We start from the raw sequence: 15,245 nt of genomic DNA on the forward strand, positions 1-15,245 counted from the left end.
AATTAACAATTTTTAACTTTTTACAAAAATTTTTTATTCTATTCAATAAATTAAACACTACACACTTACTTGCATTTTAACGATTCGCTAGCCACCTATAATAATTTTCACAAAAAAAACATTACTATTTCACTCTCAAAACTATACTACAACTTATTGTACAATTACCAGTAATTCTGGTATGTTCACTACTAATCCACATTAATTTAGCATTAGAGATAGAAATGTTTGTTTAATAAAATTCAAACAGAATTAATTTCGAGTTTTTATACTCCTAAAATTTTTAAATTTATTGATGGTTACTATTTTTGATCAGTTTTAGAGTACAAAAAAGAGGATGTTCTTCAAAAAACATCCTCTTATAAAAGTTAAATGATACCTATTCCTCCTCAGAAATTGCCTCAACCGGACAAACTTCTGCACAAGCACCACAATCAATACAAGTATCTGCATCAATTACATATATATCCCCTTCGGATATTGCATCCACTGGACATTCATTCATGCAAGAACCACATGCAGTACAATTATCAGAAATAACATGAGCCATGATTTTCAATTTTAATTAATACTAGAATAAAATATTTTAATAGCTTGATATTAAAAATACAACACAGTAATTTTGAATACAAGATACAAATATCGTAAAATGTTATTTAGAATTATTCCAAATTAATGTTTATATTTATCAAATAATTAAAAGAGTGTTTATAATCACAAAAAATAACTACACCTAACTATATGGAATTTGAGACTAATACGATATTAATAGCATTTGGAATGACTTTATTTGCTGGACTTGCTACTGGTATTGGAAGTGCCATCGCATTCTTTGCCAAGCGTACTAACACTAAATTTTTAGCATTATCACTTGGTTTCTCGGCAGGAGTTATGATATACGTCTCTTTAGTTGAGATTTTTCAGAAAGCCAAAGAAGCCTTAATAACGGATCATGGAAATATAGCAGGTACCTGGTACACTGTCCTCTCTTTTTTTGGTGGAATCCTACTTATCGCGATTATTGACAAGTTGATCCCTTCCTTTGAAAACCCACACGAAATAAGAAAAATTGAAGACTTAAAAGAATCCAAGCCCGTAGATAAAAAATTAATGCGAATGGGAATTTTTTCGGCACTGGCAATCGCAATTCACAATTTCCCGGAAGGTTTAGCTACTTTTGCCGCAGCCCTTGCCGATCCAACAATAGCCATCCCAATTGCTGTTGCAATAGCTATTCACAATATCCCCGAAGGCATTGCCGTATCAGTTCCTATTTATTATGCCACGGGAAACAAAAAGAAAGCCTTTTTCCTCTCTTTTTTATCTGGTTTAGCAGAACCAGTTGGAGCTTTAATCGGTTTTATTCTAATTTATACGGTATTGGGATTAAACAATACTGTTTTTGGCGTATTGTTTGGTGGTGTAGCAGGAATTATGGTTTTTATCTCGCTTGACGAACTTTTACCAACTGCTGAAGAATACGGTGAACATCATATCGCTATTTACGGCTTAATCGGAGGAATGGCTGTAATGGCTGTAAGTCTACTTCTCTTTTTATAAAAGTTAAAGAGCCTCAGATCGAGGCTTCCTCTCCCTTCTTTGCTTTGCGAGAAAAGTATTTACATAATTCCTTTAATCCACAATCAGCACATTTAGGTTTTCTTGCAATACAAACATACCTTCCATGCAAAATCAACCAATGATGCGCTGTGGCAATTAATTCACGAGGTATATATTTCACCAATTGCTTTTCAGTTTCAAGCGGAGTTTTTGAATTCGTGGTAAGTCCTAAACGATCCGAAACTCTAAAAACATGCGTATCTACTGCCATTGCCGGCTTATTATAAACCACAGATGCAATTACATTTGCTGTTTTTCTACCCACTCCTGGTAATTTTTGCAATTCTTTTACATCGTCAGGAACAATTTCTTTAAATTCATTAACAAGCATAATAGCCATACCCAATAAATGCTTGGCCTTATTATTTGGATAGGAACAGGAACTAATCAATTCAAATATCTCCTCCTGTGTTGCATGAGAAAGTTCAAAAGCCGACGGATATTTTTCAAATAGATAAGGCGTTATTTGATTTACTCTTTTATCGGTACATTGAGCGGATAATATAACCGCCACAAGTAATTCATATGGATTGTCATATTTTAACTCCGTTTCCGCAATGGGCATATTCTCCTGAAACCATGCTACTACTTTTTCAAATCTTTCCTTCTTTCGCATCATAATGAACTAATCAGTTTTTGATTACTTTTTCACACGAAAATAGATATTCTTCTTAAAGAACACAATTTGTCATTTTAATGTTTTGAATCAATTTAAATCCATACAGTTAACAAATGAATTTCAGGATGAATTAATAATGGATGTCTCATCTATAAAAAAACACTTCAATCCATAAAAATAATTCTATTTGAAATCCCCCATTCCTATTGCCTTTCAATGTAACAACTACATAATAGTCATTTTTTTTAAATAAAATATTTGATATTTCTGATAAAATTAAATTATATTTACAACTGACTAGAAATTGAAAACAGATTATTTCAACACTTAGTAGTTGCATTTTCAGTTTTAAAAACTACAACACCCATTCTTATTTTACTTGAAAAATTTACTTATGAAAAAAAATCTATTTAAATTCTCATTGCTAACCCTATTAGCAACAAGTTTAACAATTAGTTTTCCATCTTGTGATAATAGTGAAGATTCTATTACTAAACAAGAACAAATTCAGGATGATAACATTACTATAAATTCTGGTTATCTACCACTCCCTACAGAACAGTACGAAAAAATCCCCCTAGCCAAAAAGATAAGTCTCACTAAATCTTATCCATCGACTACAATTTTATCTTGCCCTCCAATTCTTAATCAAGGAGGTGAAGGATCATGTGTATCCTGGGGAGTTGGTTATGCTGCCAGAAGTATCAGTTGGCATAATTTGTACGGTGGTAGTTATAACTACAGTTCAAATATTTTCAGTCCTGAATACATTTATAATCAAATTAAAGTTAGTGATTGCCAAAGTGGATCCTACGTAACAGATGGCCTAGACCTTATTACAAATCAAGGAGTTTGTACTTGGAACGACATGCCATACACGGACGTATCTTGTGATCTATATCCAAATGATTATCAAGCACAACAAGCTGTAAATTATAAAACTAACAACTATACCAGACTCTCTATTAATCTTGATGCATTTAAAGATCAATTAGCTGCAGGAAAACCTATTGTTGTGGCAGGTTCTGTTTACCGAGACTTTTATAATCTATCTTATGGAGATATTCAAACCAGAGCCCGCGGTAAATCTTATGGTGGTCACTGTTATTGTTGTGTTGGTTACGACGACAGCAAACAAGCTTTTCTCATAATGAATTCATGGGGAACCAATTGGGGAACCGACGGTTTTGGTTGGATTTCATATGACATCATGGGACGAGTTTGGCAAGAGGCATATGTTTTAAATGAATATTAAAATTTAGTTAATGTAGATTTTGAAACTGATCAAATTTCTGTTTTATCCTGCCATTAAAAAATGGCAGGATTTTTTATTATAGTAATTATTTTTTCTATTTCAAAAACATCCATCCAACCTTCTTTTGTTGGCAATCAGAACCATTTCCTGCAAATACAATTCAAGATGCCTTAGTATCGCTATATATTCTTAAATTTGCGAACTAATTCTTAAGAATCGATTGGATGATATCATACCTACAAGTTGAAGGCCTAAGTAAAAGTTATGGAGATCTTACTCTTTTTGAAGAGATAAGTTTTGGAGTTGGACAAGGGCAAAAAATTGCATTAATCGCTAAAAATGGAACAGGAAAAACATCCTTACTAAATATTATCGCTGGAATCGATTCTCAGGATAAGGGAAATATTGTTTTCCGAAATGATCTCAAAGTAGCTTATTTAGAACAAAACCCAGAGCTAGTGAATAGCAATACTGTTCTAAATGAAGTTTTCAACTCGAACGATCCAGTTCTTTCTGTTATTAGGGATTACGAGAAGGCTATCAGTAAAAATGACCAGAAATTAATGAATGAAATCATTGATAAAATGGATCAATTCAAAGCCTGGGACTACGAAAACAAAGTGAAGCAAGTATTATCAAAATTAAAGATCACTAATTTTGATCAGCTGATTGGTGAACTATCTGGTGGACAGAAAAAACGAATTGGCTTAGCTAAAGTTCTTATTACTGATCCTGATTTTTTAATACTAGACGAGCCTACTAACCATCTTGATTTGGAAATGATAGAATGGTTGGAAGAATATTTGAACAAATCGAAAGGCACACTCTTAATGGTTACTCATGATCGCTATTTTTTGGATCGTGTTTGTAATGAAATTATTGAAATGGATGCGAATTCCATTTACACTTATAAAGGCAACTATTCCTATTATTTAGAAAAAAGGGCTGAGAGAATCGCAAATGTAACAGCAGAAGTTGGTAAAGCACAAAAATTACTAAAAACAGAACAGGAGTGGATGCGAAGAATGCCACAAGCAAGAGGCACAAAAGCAAAATATCGAGTTGATGCTTTCCATGATTTAAAAAAGAAAGCAGAGTCGGGACTTAAGGCTGATAGTATGGAATTAGATATTAAATCCGCCCGACTTGGCAAAAAAATATTAGATATCTACAAACTATCTAAAAGTTATGGCAATTTAAAAATATTGGAAGATTTCAGCTACAAATTTCAACGTGGAGAGAAAATAGGTATTGTAGGGAAAAATGGTACTGGGAAATCTACTTTTCTAAATCTAATTACCCAAAATACTGATGTCGACTCAGGCTCTATTGAAATCGGAGAAACAGTTGTTTATGGTTATTACAAGCAAGATGGCATCACTATCAATGAAAATGAAAAAATTATTGATGTGATAAAAGAAATTGCTGATTCCATAGACTTAGGTAATGGAAAAGTAATGTCAGCATCCCAGTTTTTAGAATATTTTCTTTTCCCACCTAAAACGCAATACAATCACGTTTCGAAGTTAAGTGGTGGAGAAAAGCGCCGTTTATATTTAATGACTGTACTAATGAAAAATCCAAATTTCCTGATTCTCGATGAGCCAACCAATGATTTGGATATAATGACCTTAAATGTTTTAGAAGATTATCTTCTTAATTTCAAAGGTTGTTTGATTATTGTTTCACACGATAGATATTTCATGGATAAGGTTGTTGACCAGCTATTTATTTTTGAAGGAAAGGGAAAAATGAGAAACTTTCCAGGAAGCTACACCACTTATCGATTTACGAAAGAAGAGGAGGAAAAGGAACTCAAAAAAATAGACAAGCAAATAAAACCGAAAAAGGAAAAAGTAAAACCAAAACAAATCGCTCAAAAACTATCGTTTAACGAAAAACGAGAATTTGAACAGCTGGAAAACGAATTGGAAAGTTTAAATGCTGAAAAGAAAGAAATTGAAAAAAATATGAGTTCCGGAACACTATCTAATGATGATTTGTTGGAGCAGGCGAATCGATTTGAAAAAATAGTAGAGATAATTGACGAAAAGGAACTAAGATGGCTTGAATTAAGTGAAAGAGCATAAGCTGGAAGATAATTAAGAAAAATGAGTTCTTATTAATAGTATTGAATGAAAGATTTTACAACTGGAAATGAAACCAAATTAATATTACAATTTACATTACCGATGTTATTAGGTAATGTATTTCAACAACTTTATAATGTGGTTGACAGTATTATTGTAGGAAAGGTTTTGGGGAAAGAGGCACTTGCATCAGTTGGAGCTTCCTTTCCTATTATTTTCACTTTAATTGCATTACTAATTGGAATTGGATCAGGTTTCTCTATTGTGATATCGCAGTTCTATGGAGCTAAGGACATGGGACGTGTTAAGCGTGCCATTGATACAATGTATTTATTTTTATTTGCAGCAGGAATTTTAGTTTCTCTTTTGGGTATGTATTTTAGCGAAGATCTCTTTCGTTTACTTCAACTTCCAAAAGAATTAATTCCACAGGCCACAACCTATCTAGATGTTTACATGGCAGGTATGGTTCTCTTTTTTGGATTTAATGGAACAATTTCTATCCTACGTGGACTTGGGGATTCAAAAACTCCATTATATTTTCTTATTCTCTCCTCTGTCTTCAATATTATTTTCGACCTCCTTTTTGTGATGGTATTTAAATGGGGTATTGCAGGAGCTGCCTGGGCTACAGTACTGGCACAAGGAGGCGCATTTATAAGCGGAATTCTCTATCTAAACAAAAACCATAAGATCATGAAGTTTTCTTTATGGAAACTTGGGTTTGACAAAGAATTATTCCTGAAAAGTTTAAAGATAGGTTTGCCTTCAGGATTACAGCACACTTTTGTTGCACTTGGTATGATGGCTCTTTTGGGTATTGTAAATACATTTGGAACTGATGTTATTGCAGCCTATACAGCTGCCGGTCGCATCGATTCACTAGCAATGATGCCAGCAATGAACTTTTCTCAAGCCGTAGCTGCATTTGTTGGTCAAAACTTAGGTGCGAATAAAATAGATCGAGTGCGAAAAGGATTCAAGGTCACCTTCCTAATGTCCAATGTATTTTGTTTGATAATGACCGCGATAATCATCCTCTTTGGTAGTCAATTCATGAAGCTATTTACCTCTGATGCTAATGTAATAGCGATAGGGGAAAAATATTTGATTATTGTAAGTTCCTTTTATTTACTTTTTGCAACGATGTTTACAACAAATGGAGTTTTACGAGGTGCAGGAGACACAATTGTACCAATGTTTATTACATTATTCTCTCTCTGGATAATTCGTATTCCCGGAGCCTATTTTTTATCCTCAAAAATGGGAGAAACAGGTATTTGGTGGTCTATTCCATTGGGGTGGTCTATGGGTATGATTTTTTCTTATTTATATTATAGAACCGGAAAATGGAAAAGCAAATCCGTGGTAGGTTAAATTTATTAGCAAATAAAAATCCTTCCCTGCACAACATACAAGGAATCAATCCCATAAATTTATCTAGCAATCAATATTCTTCCGACAATAATTAAATCTGTTATTTTGTACGGAAACTCCCACAATATCTTATTTGTAAATCAACTGTAAACTCTTAACTTTACGGAAATAAATATCTCGAATATGTTAATATCGATGACTGGCTTTGGTAAAGCCACTTTAGAATTAGAAAATAAAAAGGTTTCAATCGAAATCAAATCCCTTAATAGCAAACAGCTAGATATCAATACCAGAATACCCAACCTTTACAAAGAAAAAGATTTAGTTCTCCGCAATGAGATTAAGAATAAATTGGAAAGAGGAAAAGTCGAACTTTCCATTTTTATTGAAAGTATTGGTTCGGATAAAGAAGCAAAAATTAACAAACCAATTGTTGAAGGATATTATCAGCAGTTGCTTGAATTATCAACGGAATTAGGCATTCCAATGGATAGGGAGCCAATTTTACAAACCATTGTAAAATTACCCGATGCTCTAAAAGTTGAATATCAGGAATTAGATGAAGAAGAATGGAATAAAATTTTTAAAGGATCCCAAGCTGCAGTAAATGATCTAATTTCCTTTCGGAAGCAAGAAGGAGCTGCCTTACAGACTGATATTTTCAGTAGGATTTCAAATATTGAAAACCTCCAAGCCGAAGTTACTCAATATGAAAGCAAAAGAATCGAAACTGTTAAAACTCGCATAAACGATAATCTTAATGATTTTATAGAAAAGCAAAATGTCGATAAAAATCGATTTGAGCAGGAAATCATTTATTATCTTGAAAAACTAGATATTACTGAGGAAAAAGTTCGCTTAGCTAATCATTGTAAGTATTTTATTGAAACAGCAAATAGCAATAATGCCATTGGTAAAAAACTTGGTTTTATAGCACAAGAGATTGGTCGTGAAATCAACACTTTGGGTTCTAAAGCAAATGATTCTGATATACAGAAAATTGTGATTCAAATGAAAGACGAATTAGAAAAAATCAAAGAACAAATACTAAACGTCTTATAATAAAATACTTTTTCAATAGAAGCGCAGGGTGTATAACTCTGCGCTTTTTTATAAATTTAAAACTACAAATCTTTAAATATGTCTGGTAAACTTATCATATTTTCAGCACCTAGTGGATCTGGCAAGACAACAATTGTTCGACATTTACTGCAACAAAACTTCAATTTAGAGTTCTCTGTATCTGCAACTAGCAGACCCAAAAGAGGAAATGAAATTGATGGGAAAGACTATTATTTTTTAAGCGCAGAAACTTTCCGGGGGAAAATTAATAGCAATGAATTTTTGGAATGGGAAGAAGTTTATCCTGACTGTTTTTATGGTACACTAAAAGAAGAAGTTGAAAGAATCAGAAATAAAGGAACCAATGTTATATTTGATGTAGATGTAGTAGGAGGAATCAACATTAAAAAATTCTATAAGGACGAAGCCATTGCGATATTTATTCAACCACCTTCTACTCAGGAATTGGAAAACAGATTAAGAAACAGGAATACTGATAGTGAAGCTGTCATTGCCAAAAGAATCGAAAAATTCAGATTCGAATTGGCATATGCGAATCAGTTTGATACTATCATAGTAAATGATAAACTGAAAGATGCATTTAAAGATGCAGAATCCACTTTGAACAAATTTCTTGCTCACAATTAATTTGTCATTTCAAATTAGTGGACAATGTAGCTGTTATCTGAAAATATACTTACACACTTTTGTCTATGAAAATAGGATTATATTTTGGATCATTCAATCCGGTTCACATCGGACACTTGGCAATAGCCAATTATATGGCTGAATTCTCTGATTTGGATCAAATTTGGTTTGTTATTAGCCCTCAAAATCCTTTTAAAAAGAAAGAAAGTCTTCTCCCCGATTACCATAGATTAGAATTGGTAAACAGGTCAATTGAAAATTACCCTAAAATTAAAGCTTCCAATATTGAATTTGGATTACCTAAGCCTTCCTACACAATTGATACATTGACCTATTTGAAAGAAAAATTTCCAATTTACGAATTTTCCTTAATACTTGGTTCAGATAATTTAAAGAACTTTCACAAGTGGAAGAATAATGATCTTATTCTTTTAAATCACGAATTATACGTATATCCTCGCCCCGGATACAATGATCAAGAAATAAAATTAAATGGAAGAGTTCATTTGATAAATGCACCGCTAATGGAAATCTCCTCCAGTTTTATAAGAGAAGCAATTAAAAATCATAAAGAAATTCCGTTTTTCCTTCCGGAACTAGCATATCAATATCTTAAAGAGATGCATTTCTACGAAAAGTAGGAAAAACAAAAAGGCTGGTCCCCACCAGCCTTTTCCTAACCCAAAATGATTTCCAATACGAAATTTTAACCCTAAAACCTTATACAGTTCATATTGAAATTTCGATTCGATCAACATGCCTAACCACTACACTCCTGAATCGAAGTGCAAAGTTAAAACATATTATAAAATTGCAAAACAATTTTAGATCTAATTTATCTTTTTTTAGTCATCCATTAATTCACACTAAAATAAAGAGATAGTACCTTACTATCTCTTCATCCTAAATTTAAATCAAATTTTTAGTTAAAAACAGAATCCTCAACGCCCTTATTTACTTTTAATTCTGTGATGGTTAAAGGCATTTCCTGTGGTCCCATTGATGTAACAGTTGTAAAGGGAAATTTAATTCCTTCTACTTCCTCATAATCCTTATATCGAATGATTACACTCTTTCCACTTTGTTGAGCAATTGTTTTCACTTTCAATCCAGACTTTGAACTATAAAAATCAAATTGTGTAACTCCTGAAGGGTCAATTACTTCAAGTTTATAAGCCTTTTCACCATCTATCAGCTCCGATCCTACTATTTTAGCAGTGAATCCAAGTGCATCAAAATTTAATTCAGAACACATCTGTGCTTCCAACTTAAAATTCTTTAATTGTTCTTCTGTAGCTTGTGTTTCTTTCCCCATTGCCATGATTTTTGCTTTATCTCCGTCAAAAAGTACAGATTGCATCACTTGACCATTCATCATCACTTTCATACAATATTTCGTATTCCCTTTAAAAATAGTTTCAATATTCATAATCATTGGACCCATTTTCATGTCTCCCTTCAAGCTCAAATCTTTCATAGCTTCAACTTTCTCTCTTCCACCAATCGCATTAATGTAATTTTCCAAAATAGCTTTGGAGGTTAGGCCTACAGGAATTGCATTGGGATCTTCAACGACCTTTTCCCCTTCATTATCGAACTCTTCCACCTCATGAGTAGCACTAATGTTTTTTAAAGAATTTTTAAGTTTGCGATCACCAACAACCAAATAAACTGCATTTTCAGGATCAACATATTTTTGAGCCATTGCCAGAACATCATCTAAGCTAACTTTTGCCAACTTCTCTAAATAAGTAGCATAATAGTCCTTAGAGAGATTGTATTTCTCAATAGACATAGCAAAATTTGCTATTGTAGAAGGTTTCTCTAATGATCTAGCAAAATCTCCCGCCAATGTGGCCTTTGTCATATCCAAATGATCCTGAGTCAGCTTCTCATTTCTTATCCGGTTCATTTCATATTCTATCTGAATCAATGCACTATCCGTAACATTTGATCTTACATTAGAACTTGCACTAAACTCTCCCACCAATTGATCAGATGAAAGACGAGAATAAGCTCCGTAAGTATATGCCTTATCTTCCCTTAGATTTTTCATAAGAAGACCTGAAAAACCTCTTCCCAGCATAGCATTCATAACACTAGCAGAAATAACATCAGAAGCTCCTTTTTTCAGATTAATTAGATTAATTACCTGAACTAATGATTGAGGAGATGCATCTTTATTGGAGAAGATCACCCTTTTCCCTTTTGGCATAGCAGGAATAGCATATTTATGTGCTGGTACTTCTGATGGCTGCCAATTCTGAAAATATTCTTTCACCAATTTTTTTGCTTCCTTAGTAGTAATGTCACCAACTATTGCAAGAATTGCTACATTAGGCTTAAAATAGGTATTGTAATAATTCTCGCAATCGGCAAGTTCTATATTCGCAATCGTAGATTCTGTAGTCACATCACCATACGGATGTAATTTTCCGTAAAGAACTCTATCCTTGACATTAGAAGCAATATACCTAGCTGATGTTTTATTAGCTTGTAATCCTGTCAAATTTTGCTTCACTAACTTGTCAAATTCCGATTTTGGAAATGATGGATGTAAACAGACATCTGCCATTAATTGTAATATCTGATCTTTAAATTTAGAAAGGCCTGCAGCATACACCCCTTTTGAATAAGAATTTAGATCTGCGCCTATAAAATCAACTTCTTCTGCAATTTGTTGAGCAGTCTTGGTCATAGTTCCCATTTCAAGCAAACTACCTGCAATGGAAATATATCCAGATTTATCACCTTCTACAATAGGATCTATATTTAAAGAAAGTGAAAAAGATACTTTTGGTATTTTATGGTTCTCTACAACTAATACTTTTAATCCATTCTTTAAGGAAAAAGTATCGTAATTCCCAAGTTGAATTTTGGGAGCCGGTCCTGCAACAGGTGCTTTCGTACGATCAACTTGTGCTTGCAAAGATAACGCAAAACAAAGCGTTAAGGACAATATAACTAATCTATATAATCGTTTCATATTTTTAAATTTTTCAGTACAAATGACTTCGTATTTAAATCTTAAATTCGAGTTTAATTTTTCGCTTTAGGAAGATAATAGAGTACTACTCTGTTTTTAGGAACAAAATATTTTTTTGCAACATTTTGAATATCTTCTCTGGTTACTGATAAATATTTATCCAACTCCTGATTTATCTTTTTAGTATCCTTAAAATAGGTGTAAGCTGTGGCTAAATTCTCTGCTCTGCGTTCAATTGTAGCATTAGAACTAACAAGGTCATTTTCCATTTTATTACGGAGTTTCTGAAATTCTCTCTCTGTAATTAAACTATCTCTAACCATTGCTATTTGCTCTTCCATAGCCTTCTCAAGTTTTGGTAATTCAACTCCAACATTAGGAATACCAAAAGTTAATGTAAGACCAGGATCTTCATATGGCATTGGGAATGCCATCATTTGTAAAGCTAATTGCTTCTCATCCACCATCGATTTGTACATTCTAGAGCTTTTCCCATCTGTCAATAATGTTGCAAGCATATCGACAGCATAAAAATCATGAGTACCCATTGCTGGAATATGATACGCTTCAATTATAGCAGGAAGTTGTATATTATCGAAAACGGTATCTCTGACTTCGGCTGTTTTTTCAGGTTCAATAATATGAGGACGATAAATCTTCATTGTACCTTTAGGTATTTCAGCAAAATAATCCTTTACCAACTTTCTTGCTTCTTCGGTTTTAAAATCACCACAAATTGTTAGTACAGCATTATTAGGAACGTAAAATTCCTTATAAAAATTCACGAAGTCTTCATCTTTTGCATTTCTGATATGCTCCTCATTACCAATTGTAATCCATCGATATGGATGTTTTGTAAAAGCATGCTTCATTGATTCAGGTAAAATCTGACCATATGGACGATTATCATAGCTTTGTTTTTTCTCCTGAATAACTACATCCTTTTGAGTTTTTATCCCAATAGAATCCACTCTTGCATGAAGCATACGCTCAGATTCTAACCATAGTCCCAAGGCTAGTTGATTGGAAGGAAGTAACTCGAAGTAATAAGTTCTGTCTACCGAAGTATTAGCATTTAATTCTCCTCCAGCTCGAGAAACATATTTGTCATATTCGTGCCGAGGGATGTTAGCAGTTCCTTCGAACATAAGATGTTCAAAAAAATGAGCAAACCCAGTCATTTCAGGATTTTCATTTTTAGAACCCACGTGATACATTACTGATATTACGATATTAGGAGTGGTTTGATCCTGCTGTAGAATAACATGCAGACCATTGTCTAAATCGAATTCATCAAACTTTATTTCCCCATTCTGGGAAAAACAGGTAGCTAGCCCGGTAATTACTAGCAAGAAAAGTAATAGAAGCCTTTTAATCATCATCAATATAGTTTTATATTATACAATATGTCGGATTACTTCCGAATTCTGTAAAACAATATTACATGATAATTAGCATAAAGTCAATTTTTTTGGATAAACACAAATTACACACGATGAATTAGCAAAAAAACCTGTCGAACTGATTTATCTGAACAAAAAACTTAACTCGGTGTTAAATAAATTCCTATTTTAAAGACTTTATCTAATATTCCTTCATAAAATCTTTAAAAGCATTATATGTTCCGTTATTTTGTCGGGTTTCAACCTGCTTTTGCATTCCTACTAACTGTTTCCCATGTAGGCTTTCCGGTTTGACTTGTTCTGAAATGATCATGAATATATTGAGGTCCATCTAAAGATATATCTACCAACCAATTGTAGGCTTTCAAAAAATCAGCCCATTCCTCATTAAGAAGCATACCATTGGTTTGCAAACCATTTCCTATAGTCTTACCAGTACCATACTTCTGCTGTAACTCTACTGCTTTTTTAAAAAAAGGTAGTCCCATTAAAGTAGGTTCTCCTCCTTGCCAAGTAAAAGAAAACAGATTCTGATTGTCCCAATACCTGTTTTATAAGCACATCAAGCGTCTCCTCCCTCATTCTGTGATTAACTTTCTGCTTGTACAAATCAGCCTTTTCTAAATAAAAACAATAATTACAATGCAAATTTCAATCTGCTCCAGCTGGCTTAATTAATACGGAATTCAATTTTTTACGCTTCATGTTTTAACATTAAATCTCACGGCTCACATCACAGATGAATACATCCTTGTAATCAAGGAAAAACAAAAAAAGGAGGAACTCTATACGAATTCCTCCTAAATTATTTAAAATTATTGTATATCTAAATGGAGTTCACTGATTCTACATTAACCATTCCTTTCTGAATTGCTTCAATATTCAAAGGAATTAGTTTATGGTGGCGCTCAGGTAAAGATTTCTCCAGACCTTTTTTTACATTCTCAATGGCAACAATTGGTTTAACTTTCAAAAATGCACCTAAAACAATCATATTGAAAGTTTTTGGATTACCCATTTCTGCAGCAAGAGCAGCTCCCGGAATTTTAAAGATATTAATATCTTTTCTTTCAGGATGACTAGTAATACCGTTTGGATCATAAAGTAATGTTCCACCAGGTTTCACATCAGATTCAAATTTATCCATTGACTGTTGATTGAGAATGATAGCAGTATCAAACTTTTTCAACACTGGAGAACTAATTCTATTATCACTTATTATTACAGTAACATTTGCTGTTCCTCCACGCATTTCAGGACCATAAGATGGCATCCATGATACTTCCTGGTCTTGCATGATTCCAGAATATGCAAGAATTTTACCCATTGAAAGTACGCCTTGTCCACCAAATCCTGCAATTATTATTTCTTCTGTCATTTTTTTACAGTATTAATTGATTAAAATGGAGTTCTATTCATCTTTTAATGTACCCAACTGGTAAAATGGAAACATATTTTCTTTCATCCATTCATTCGATTGAGTTGGAGTCAATTTCCATCCAGAACTACAAGTACCAACAATTTCGATAAAAGAAAGTCCTTTTTTCTCTGTGGTATTCTCAAATGCCTTACGCACAGCCTTCTTAAGTTTCCTAACAGCAGCAGGAGTTTCAGCAGATTGACGAGTTACATAACGAGTACCTGGAAGCAAAGCTATCATTTCTGTAATCTTCATGGTATGACCATTTAGAGCCGTATTTCTTCCATATGGAGTTGTGGCTGTAACTTGTCCTTCTAAGGTAGTAGGAGCCATTTGTCCTCCTGTCATGCCATAAATGGCATTATTCACAAAGAACACCACAATATTTTCACCTCGATTACAAGCATGAATAATTTCCGCACAACCAATTGATGCCAAATCACCATCGCCTTGATATGTAAACACATATTTCTCTGGCATTAAGCGTGACGTAGCAGTAGCTAATGCAGGAGCACGGCCATGAGCAGCTTCTTGCCAATCAATATCAATATAGTTGTAAGCCAATACAGAACAACCTACAGGAGAAACTCCAATCGTTTCATTCTGAATATCCATCTCATCGATAACTTCAGCAATTACTTTATGGATTACCCCATGAGTACATCCAGGACAGTAGTGCATTTCATTATCCAGAAGAAGATTGGTTTTTTTGTAAACCAAATTATCTTCATTAATTATTTTGTTGATTTCAGTCGTTGCTGTCAT

At 33.4% G+C, this 15,245-nt stretch carries 14 protein-coding genes; 7 read left to right on the forward strand and 7 right to left on the reverse strand.

The annotated features are described in order from the left end of the window. Positions 1 to 379: 379 nt before the first annotated feature. Positions 380 to 550 carry a 4Fe-4S ferredoxin gene (fdxA, locus tag DLK05_RS07175; RefSeq protein WP_127343333.1) on the reverse strand — a complete coding sequence of 57 codons (171 nt, stop codon included), beginning with the start codon at positions 548 to 550 and terminating at the stop codon, positions 380 to 382. Positions 551 to 741: 191 nt separating this feature from the next. Between fdxA and zupT the strand changes: the two genes are divergently transcribed. Then, a complete protein-coding gene (gene zupT, locus DLK05_RS07180) occupies positions 742 to 1,560 on the forward strand; it encodes a zinc transporter ZupT (RefSeq protein WP_127343334.1) in 819 nt (272 codons plus the stop codon). 13 nt (positions 1,561 to 1,573) lie between these two features. Here the strand turns inward: zupT and nth are convergent, their stop codons facing one another. Continuing rightward, on the reverse strand, positions 1,574 to 2,239 hold the full coding sequence (gene nth / locus DLK05_RS07185) for an endonuclease III (RefSeq protein WP_235831970.1): 666 nt from the start codon (positions 2,237 to 2,239) through the stop codon (positions 1,574 to 1,576). Positions 2,240 to 2,633: 394 nt separating this feature from the next. On the opposite strand from nth, the gene DLK05_RS07190 reads away from it, so the two are divergent. The 6 genes from DLK05_RS07190 (at position 2,634) to nadD (ending at position 9,312) form a co-directional block, all read left to right on the forward strand. Then, a complete protein-coding gene (locus tag DLK05_RS07190) occupies positions 2,634 to 3,494 on the forward strand; it encodes a C1 family peptidase (protein WP_127343335.1) in 861 nt (286 codons plus the stop codon). A 224-nt stretch (positions 3,495 to 3,718) separates the two neighbouring features. Then, entirely contained in the window at positions 3,719 to 5,584 is a 1,866-nt protein-coding gene (locus tag DLK05_RS07195; RefSeq protein WP_127343336.1) for an ABC-F family ATP-binding cassette domain-containing protein, read from the forward strand. A 45-nt stretch (positions 5,585 to 5,629) separates the two neighbouring features. Further along, a complete protein-coding gene (locus DLK05_RS07200; protein WP_127343337.1) occupies positions 5,630 to 6,961 on the forward strand; it encodes an MATE family efflux transporter in 1,332 nt (443 codons plus the stop codon). 183 nt (positions 6,962 to 7,144) lie between these two features. After that, a complete protein-coding gene (locus DLK05_RS07205; protein WP_209319770.1) occupies positions 7,145 to 8,023 on the forward strand; it encodes a YicC/YloC family endoribonuclease in 879 nt (292 codons plus the stop codon). Positions 8,024 to 8,101: 78 nt separating this feature from the next. Further along, complete coding sequence (gmk, locus tag DLK05_RS07210; protein WP_127343338.1) at positions 8,102 to 8,671, forward strand: guanylate kinase; 570 nt, start codon at positions 8,102 to 8,104, stop codon at positions 8,669 to 8,671. Positions 8,672 to 8,736: 65 nt separating this feature from the next. Further along, positions 8,737 to 9,312, forward strand: a complete 576-nt coding sequence (gene nadD / locus DLK05_RS07215) for a nicotinate (nicotinamide) nucleotide adenylyltransferase (RefSeq protein WP_127343339.1) — start codon at positions 8,737 to 8,739, stop codon at positions 9,310 to 9,312. Positions 9,313 to 9,593: 281 nt separating this feature from the next. Here nadD and DLK05_RS07220 read toward each other — a convergent pair whose 3' ends face one another. From DLK05_RS07220 to DLK05_RS07240, 5 genes are all read right to left on the reverse strand, one after another. Further along, on the reverse strand, positions 9,594 to 11,657 hold the full coding sequence (locus DLK05_RS07220) for a M16 family metallopeptidase (protein ID WP_127343340.1): 2,064 nt from the start codon (positions 11,655 to 11,657) through the stop codon (positions 9,594 to 9,596). Positions 11,658 to 11,710: 53 nt separating this feature from the next. Then, positions 11,711 to 13,036: a M16 family metallopeptidase gene (locus DLK05_RS07225; RefSeq protein WP_127343398.1), complete on the reverse strand. Its 1,326-nt coding sequence runs from the start codon at positions 13,034 to 13,036 to the stop codon at positions 11,711 to 11,713. Between the two features lie 263 nt (positions 13,037 to 13,299). Beyond that, on the reverse strand, positions 13,300 to 13,548 hold the full coding sequence (locus DLK05_RS07230) for a radical SAM protein (protein ID WP_127343341.1): 249 nt from the start codon (positions 13,546 to 13,548) through the stop codon (positions 13,300 to 13,302). A gap of 338 nt (positions 13,549 to 13,886) precedes the next feature. Further along, positions 13,887 to 14,438, reverse strand: a complete 552-nt coding sequence (locus tag DLK05_RS07235; protein WP_127343342.1) for a 2-oxoacid:ferredoxin oxidoreductase subunit gamma family protein — start codon at positions 14,436 to 14,438, stop codon at positions 13,887 to 13,889. Between the two features lie 33 nt (positions 14,439 to 14,471). Next, positions 14,472 to 15,245 carry a thiamine pyrophosphate-dependent enzyme gene (locus DLK05_RS07240; protein ID WP_127343343.1) on the reverse strand — a complete coding sequence of 258 codons (774 nt, stop codon included), beginning with the start codon at positions 15,243 to 15,245 and terminating at the stop codon, positions 14,472 to 14,474.

Source organism: Ancylomarina longa (assembly GCF_003996985.1).
Classification (GTDB): domain Bacteria; phylum Bacteroidota; class Bacteroidia; order Bacteroidales; family Marinifilaceae; genus Ancylomarina_A; species Ancylomarina_A longa.